This window comes from Intrasporangium sp. (assembly GCF_032907665.1).
GTDB lineage: Bacteria > Actinomycetota > Actinomycetes > Actinomycetales > Dermatophilaceae > Intrasporangium.
Genome location: NZ_JAJJPG010000100.1, coordinates 7,948 through 13,992, shown reverse-complemented (window position 1 = coordinate 13,992; position 6,045 = coordinate 7,948). Strand labels below are relative to the sequence as shown.

5 protein-coding genes are annotated in these 6,045 nt (G+C 69.9%); all 5 read left to right on the top strand.

From position 1 onward, the window contains the following. The first annotated feature begins 83 nt into the window (after positions 1-83). Positions 84-1,910, top strand: coding sequence for a methionine--tRNA ligase (gene metG, locus LOY02_RS14040; RefSeq protein WP_317182984.1), 1,827 nt, complete (start codon positions 84-86; stop codon positions 1,908-1,910). After that, positions 1,907-2,767 carry a TatD family hydrolase gene (locus LOY02_RS14035; protein ID WP_317182983.1) on the top strand — a complete coding sequence of 287 codons (861 nt, stop codon included), beginning with the start codon at positions 1,907-1,909 and terminating at the stop codon, positions 2,765-2,767. Before metG ends, LOY02_RS14035 begins: the two co-directional genes overlap by 4 nt. Positions 2,768-2,938: 171 nt before the next feature. Further along, positions 2,939-4,117 carry a transglycosylase family protein gene (locus tag LOY02_RS14030; RefSeq protein WP_317182982.1) on the top strand — a complete coding sequence of 393 codons (1,179 nt, stop codon included), beginning with the start codon at positions 2,939-2,941 and terminating at the stop codon, positions 4,115-4,117. Between the two features lie 149 nt (positions 4,118-4,266). Next, entirely contained in the window at positions 4,267-5,241 is a 975-nt protein-coding gene (gene rsmA, locus LOY02_RS14025) for a 16S rRNA (adenine(1518)-N(6)/adenine(1519)-N(6))-dimethyltransferase RsmA (protein ID WP_317182981.1), read from the top strand. Between the two features lie 4 nt (positions 5,242-5,245). After that, positions 5,246-6,045, top strand: an 800-nt coding sequence (locus tag LOY02_RS14020; RefSeq protein WP_317182980.1) for a 4-(cytidine 5'-diphospho)-2-C-methyl-D-erythritol kinase, incomplete at its 3' end; no start/stop codon positions are given.

The following is a 6,045-nucleotide window of genomic DNA, read 5'->3' as shown; positions in this document are numbered from 1 at the left end:
GCCCAGCGGCATACCGCGTCGTCGGCGCAGCCGCAGCGAAACGGCAGCGCGACCACCCGACGAGCCACCCTAGGATCGGGCCCATGAGCAAAGTCCTGTCTGCTGTCGCCTGGCCGTACACCAACGGCCCGCGCCACATCGGCCACGTGGCCGGGTTCGGCGTGCCCTCCGACGTCTTCAGTCGGTACATGCGGATGGCCGGACACGACGTGCTCATGGTCTCGGGCACCGACGAGCACGGCACGCCGATCCTCGTCCTCGCCGAGAAGGAGGGCCTGTCCGCCGAGGAGGTCACGAACAAGTACAACCGGGTCATCGCGACCGACCTGGCCGACCTCGGCCTGTCCTACGACCTGTTCACGCGCACGACGACGGCGAACCACTACGCCGTCGCCCAGGAGCTGTTCATCGGCAACTGGCGCAACGGCTACATGATCGAGCGGACGACCAAGGGCGCCATCAGCCCGTCGACGGGTCGCACCCTGCCCGACCGCTACATCGAGGGCACCTGCCCGATCTGCGGCTACGCCGAGGCGCGAGGCGACCAGTGCGACAACTGCGGCAACCAGCTCGACGCCGACGAGCTGATCAACCCGCGGAGCAAGATCAACGGGGAGACACCGGAGTTCGTCGAGACTCAGCATTTCTTCCTCGACCTGCCTGCGCTCGCCGGGGCCCTCGCCGAGTGGCTCGACGAGCGGGAGGCGTCCGGGACCTGGCGGCCCAACGTCATCAAGTTCGCCCGCAACCTGCTCGACGACGTCCGCCCCCGGGCGATGACCCGCGACATCGACTGGGGCATCCCGATCCCGCTCGAGGGCTGGCAGGACAACACCCACAAGCGGCTCTACGTCTGGTTCGACGCGGTCATCGGCTACCTCTCCGCGTCGATCGAGTGGGCGCGGCGCATCGGTGAGCCGGAGCGCTGGCGGGAGTTCTGGGACGCCACGCAGGACGACCCTCCGACGAGCTACTACTTCCAGGGCAAGGACAACATCACCTTCCACGCCCAGATCTGGCCCGCCGAGCTGCTCGGCTATGCCGGGCTCGGCGACAAGGGCGGCTCGCCGGGTTCGTTCGGCACCCTCAACCTGCCGACCGAGGTCGTCGCGTCGGAGTTCATGACGATGGAGGGCAAGCAGTTCTCCACATCGCGCGGACACGTCATCTACGTGCGCGACGTCCTCGAGCGCTATGGCCCGGACCCCCTGCGCTACTTCATCTGCGCGGCCGGCCCGGAGAACCAGGACAGCGACTTCACCTGGGCGGAGTTCGTCCAGCGCAACAACAGCGAGCTCGTCGCCGGTTGGGGCAACCTCGTCAACCGGACCGCGTCGATGATCGCGAAGAGCTTCGGCGAGATCCCGCCCTGCGGGCCCCTCGAGCCCGTCGACGAGGCCCTGCTCGCCACGGTGCGCGGCGCCTTCGACACGGTCGGCACGGCCATCGAGCGGCAGCGGTTCAAGCAGGGCATCGGCGAGGTGATGCGCGTCGTCGGCGAGGCGAACAAGTACGTCGCCGACACCGAGCCGTTCAAGCTCAAGGGCGAGGACCAGCGCGAGCGGCTCGGCACGGTGCTGCACGTGCTCGCGCAGGCAGTCGTGAGCATCAACACGCTCATGGCGCCCTTCCTCCCGCACGGGGCGAACCGCGTCCACCGCGTCATGGGTGGGGAGGGTGACTTCGTCCCGATGCCGCGCCTCGAGGAGGTGACCGACCTCGACGACGGGCGGTCCTATCCGGTCATCACCGGCGAGTACTCCGGTACCCCCCGCTGGGAGTACACAGCGGCGGTCGTCGGGACCCCGATCGCCAAGCCGACGCCGGTGTTCACGAAGTTCGACCCGTCGGTGGTCGAGGAGGAGATCGAGCGGATGCGCCGGGAGGACGAGGCCGAGGGCGGCTCATGAGCTCGTCCTCCACCACCCGGCGCGACGGTCTGCCGCCACTCCCGACCGACCCCCTGCCGATCGCCGTCGTCGACAACCACGTCCACCTCGACATCGGTCGCGACGGCGCCGAGCCCCTCGAGGTGGCAGAGGCGGTCGCGCGGGCGGCCGCCGTGGGCGTGACGCGCCTCGTCCAGGTCGGGTGCGACCTCGATGCGATCGACTTCACCATCGATGCGATCGAGCGGTTCCCTGCCGTGCTCGGCGCGGTCGCCCTGCACCCCAACGAGGTCCCCAGACTCGCGGCTGCCGGGACCTTGGCTGCCGCCTACGAGAAGGTCGAGCAGGCCGCCGCCCACGATCGGGTCCGGGCGATCGGTGAGACCGGCCTCGACTACTTCCGGACGGGGCCCGACGGCGTCGCCGCCCAGCAGGACGGTTTCCGCTGGCACCTCGACCTGGCCAAGCGGCTCGGCAAGGCCGTGCAGATCCACGACCGCGACGCCCACGACGACGTCCTGCGCGTCCTCGAGGAGGAGGGTGCGCCGGATCGGACAGTCCTGCACTGCTTCTCGGGCGACCTCGCGATGGCGCGCGAGTGCGTCGAGCGCGGCTACTACCTCTCCTTCGCCGGGACGGTGACCTTCAAGAACGCCCGGACCCTGCGCGACGCCCTCACCGTCACGCCCCTCTCACAGATCCTCGTCGAGACGGACGCGCCCTACCTGACGCCGTCACCGCATCGGGGTGCGACGAACGCCTCCTACCTCGTGCCGCACACCATCCGGGCCATGGCGGGCGTGCTCAACGTGGACGTCCCGACGCTCTGCCAGGCGGTCTCGGAGAACTCGGAGAGGATCTACGGGCCCTGGTCCTGACGCCGCCGGACAGCGCCTTACCTCATCGGACGACCGTTACCGAAATTTGACCTTTCGGGTATTGCGGGTTCAGGCTGGGTAGCTGTTGGCCGGATGCCGCCCCGCATCGGACCCTCATCGAGACCCCGCTGGAATGACCCGGTGGGGACCCTCCGAGGGTCCTGAGAGCGCGTGACACCCGGGGAGTTCGACGTTCGGAGAGTTTTGATTTCGCGCAAGTTCAAGGTCATCGCCGGTGCCGGCGCCGCCTTGCTGCTCACCGCCGGTGGCGTCGGAGCAGCCCAGTACGACAAGGCGGTGAACCTGTCCGTTGACGGCACGTCCACCGCAACGCACGTCTTCGGAAGCACGGTCGGTGACCTGCTCGAGAGCGAAGGCATCACCGTCAAGGATGGTGACGTGGTCTATCCGGCCGTCGACGCGCCGCTCTCGGACGGCGACAACGTCACGGTCAGGTACGCCCGGATGCTCAACCTCACCATCGACGGTCAGGAGAAGCAGATCCGGACGACGGAGACCACCGTCGACGCGGCTCTGCTCGCGCTCGGCCTGCACACCGACGGCGCCCGCATCTCGGTCTCCCGATCGGCTCCCATCGGGCGCCAGGGCCTGGACCTGACGGTCGTCACGCCCAAGGCGGTGACCGTCGTCGCCGACGGCAAGACGACGAACAAGACCGTGGTGGCGGCAACCGTCGCCGAGGCGCTCAAGCAGCTCCGCGTCGACTACGACTCGAACGACAAGATCTCGCCGGCTCCGGCCACCGCCCTCAAGGCCGGGATGAAGGTCGTCGTCAAGGACGTCACGACGAAGACGACGACCCGAACCGAGGCCATCGCCCACAAGACGATCCGCACGCAGACCGCTGACCTCTACGAGGGCACGACGAAGGTGAGCAAGCGGGGCGTCGACGGCGTCCGCCGCGTGACCGAGCGCGCGACGATCGTCGACGGCAAGGTCACGACGACGAAGAAGGTCTCCTCGAAGGTGACGAAGGCGCCGGTCGACGAGGTGGTCCTCGTCGGCACCAAGCAGCGTCCCGCGCCGGCGCCGACCACGACGACCACGACGGACTCCGGCGGTTCGTCCGGCGGCACGTCCGGTGGCCTCAACCTGGCTCGCTCGGACATGTGGGACCGCGTCGCCCAGTGCGAGTCGGGCGGCAACTGGTCCATCAACACGGGCAACGGCTACTACGGCGGCCTCCAGTTCGCCTTCTCGACCTGGCTCGCCTACGGCGGTGACGACTTCGCGCCGCGCGCCGACCTCGCCTCCCGAGCGGAGCAGATCACGGTGGCCAACCGGGTCTACGCCGACAACGGGTTGTCGCAGTGGGGCTGCAAGGGCTGACCGAAACCCGGGCTGACCGAAACCAGAGCCAGCCCAAGGGCTCCCGACCGTCATCGCGGTCGGGAGCCCTTCGGCCATGTCCTGCGACAGGCAGCAGGTCAGCGGCTCGTGGGAACGAGGCCGATCGGGGGTACCCATAGGGTGTGCCCATGACCAAGGAGGCCGCGGAAGCAGCCGATGCCACCGCCGACACTGCCGCCGGCACCGAGTCGGCCCAGTCGCCGACGTCGCCGGAGTCGCCGACGTCGGCAGAGTCGGCAGCACTGCTCGGGCCGGCCCAGGTCCGTGAGCTCGCCCAGCGGCTCGACCTGCGCCCGACCAAGCAGTGGGGGCAGAACTTCGTCGTCGACGCCAACACGGTCCGCAAGATCGTTCGCGTTGCCGGGGTCGGGAGCGACGACGTCGTCGTCGAGGTCGGGCCGGGGCTCGGCTCCCTCACCCTGGCCCTGCTCCCCGTCGTGCGCCACGTCACCGCCATCGAGGTCGACCCGCGCCTTGCGGGTGCCCTCGAGGACACCGTGCGGTCCCTCCAGCCGGGCAACGTCGACAAGCTGCGCCTCGTCGCCGGCGATGCCCTGACCATCACGAAGCTGCCCGGACCGAAGCCGACGGCGCTCGTGGCCAACCTGCCCTACAACATCTCCGTGCCGGTCGTGCTGTCCTTCCTCGAGCACTTCCCGTCGATCCGGCGGGCGCTCGTCATGGTCCAGCTCGAGGTGGCGGAGCGCCTCGCCGCCAAGCCGGGCAGCAGGACCTACGGCGTGCCGAGCCTCAAGGCAGCCTGGTACGCCGACGTCGTGCTCGCCGGCCGGGTCGGTCGCAACGTCTTCTGGCCGGCCCCGAACGTCGACTCCGGCCTGGTCTCCCTCGTGCGGCGCGACCCGCCGGAGACCAGTGCGAGTCGTGAGGAGGTCTTCCGGTGCATCGACGCGGCGTTCCTCCAACGACGCAAGTCGTTGCGGGCCGCACTCGCCAGGTGGGCGGGGTCACCGGCCCGGGCAGAGGCAGCGCTCGTCGCCGCAGGCGTCGATCCGAAGGCTCGGGGGGAGCAGCTCGACATCGCCACCTTCGCCCGCATCGCCGAGCACCAGGGCGAGCCCGCTGTCCCCGGCACCATAGGGTGACCGCATGACCGTCGCCCCGACACCGCCACAGTCGGTGACCGTGCGTGCCCCGGCCAAGGTCAACCTCGAGCTGCGCGTCGGGCGGCTCCGGCCCGACGGCTACCACGACCTCGCCACGGTCTTCCAGGCCGTGTCCCTCTACGACGAGGTGTCGGTGGCTCGCTGGGACGAGTGGCAGGTCGTTCCCGGCGGGACCTACGCCGACCACATCCCCACCGGCAACGGCAACCTTGCCGTCCGCGCCGCCAAGCTCGTCGCTGACCAGTGGGACATCGACGACGTGCTGTCCATCCGGATCGACAAGGACATCCCGGTCGCAGGCGGCATGGCCGGTGGGTCGGCGGACGCCGCGGCCACCCTGCTCGCCTGCGACCACCTCTGGGGGCTCGGGCTCGAGCGCGACGAGCTGAGCGAGCTCGCCGCCGAGCTCGGCAGTGACGTGTCCTTCCCCCTCGCAGGCGGGAACGCCATGGGTTCAGGCCGCGGCGAGCAGCTTGCACCCGTCCTCGCCCGCGGCACGTTCCACTGGGTCTTCGCGATCAGCGACACCGGCCTGTCGACACCGGACGTCTACCGAGAGCTCGACCGGCTCCGCTCTGCGGGGGGACAGGACCCGACCGACCCCGACCACCCTGCCGAGGTGAGCCCCGAGGTCATGGCCGCGCTGCGCAGCGGCGATGCGCGAGCCCTCGGCGCGGCCCTGCACAACGACCTCGACGAGGCCGCCTTCTCCCTGCGTCCGGAGCTGCGCATGCTGCGCGACGCCGGGGTCGAGTTCGGCGCCCTCGGCGGCGTCGTCAGCGG

Excerpts from the sequence above, each read along its gene's own strand:
- LOY02_RS14035 (WP_317182983.1), top strand. The coding sequence starts at position 1,907 with ATGAGCTCGTCCTCCACCACCCGGCGCGACGGTCTGCCGCCACTCCCG.
- rsmA (WP_317182981.1), top strand. The coding sequence starts at position 4,267 with ATGACCAAGGAGGCCGCGGAAGCAGCCGATGCCACCGCCGACACTGCC.
- metG (WP_317182984.1), top strand. The coding sequence starts at position 84 with ATGAGCAAAGTCCTGTCTGCTGTCGCCTGGCCGTACACCAACGGCCCG.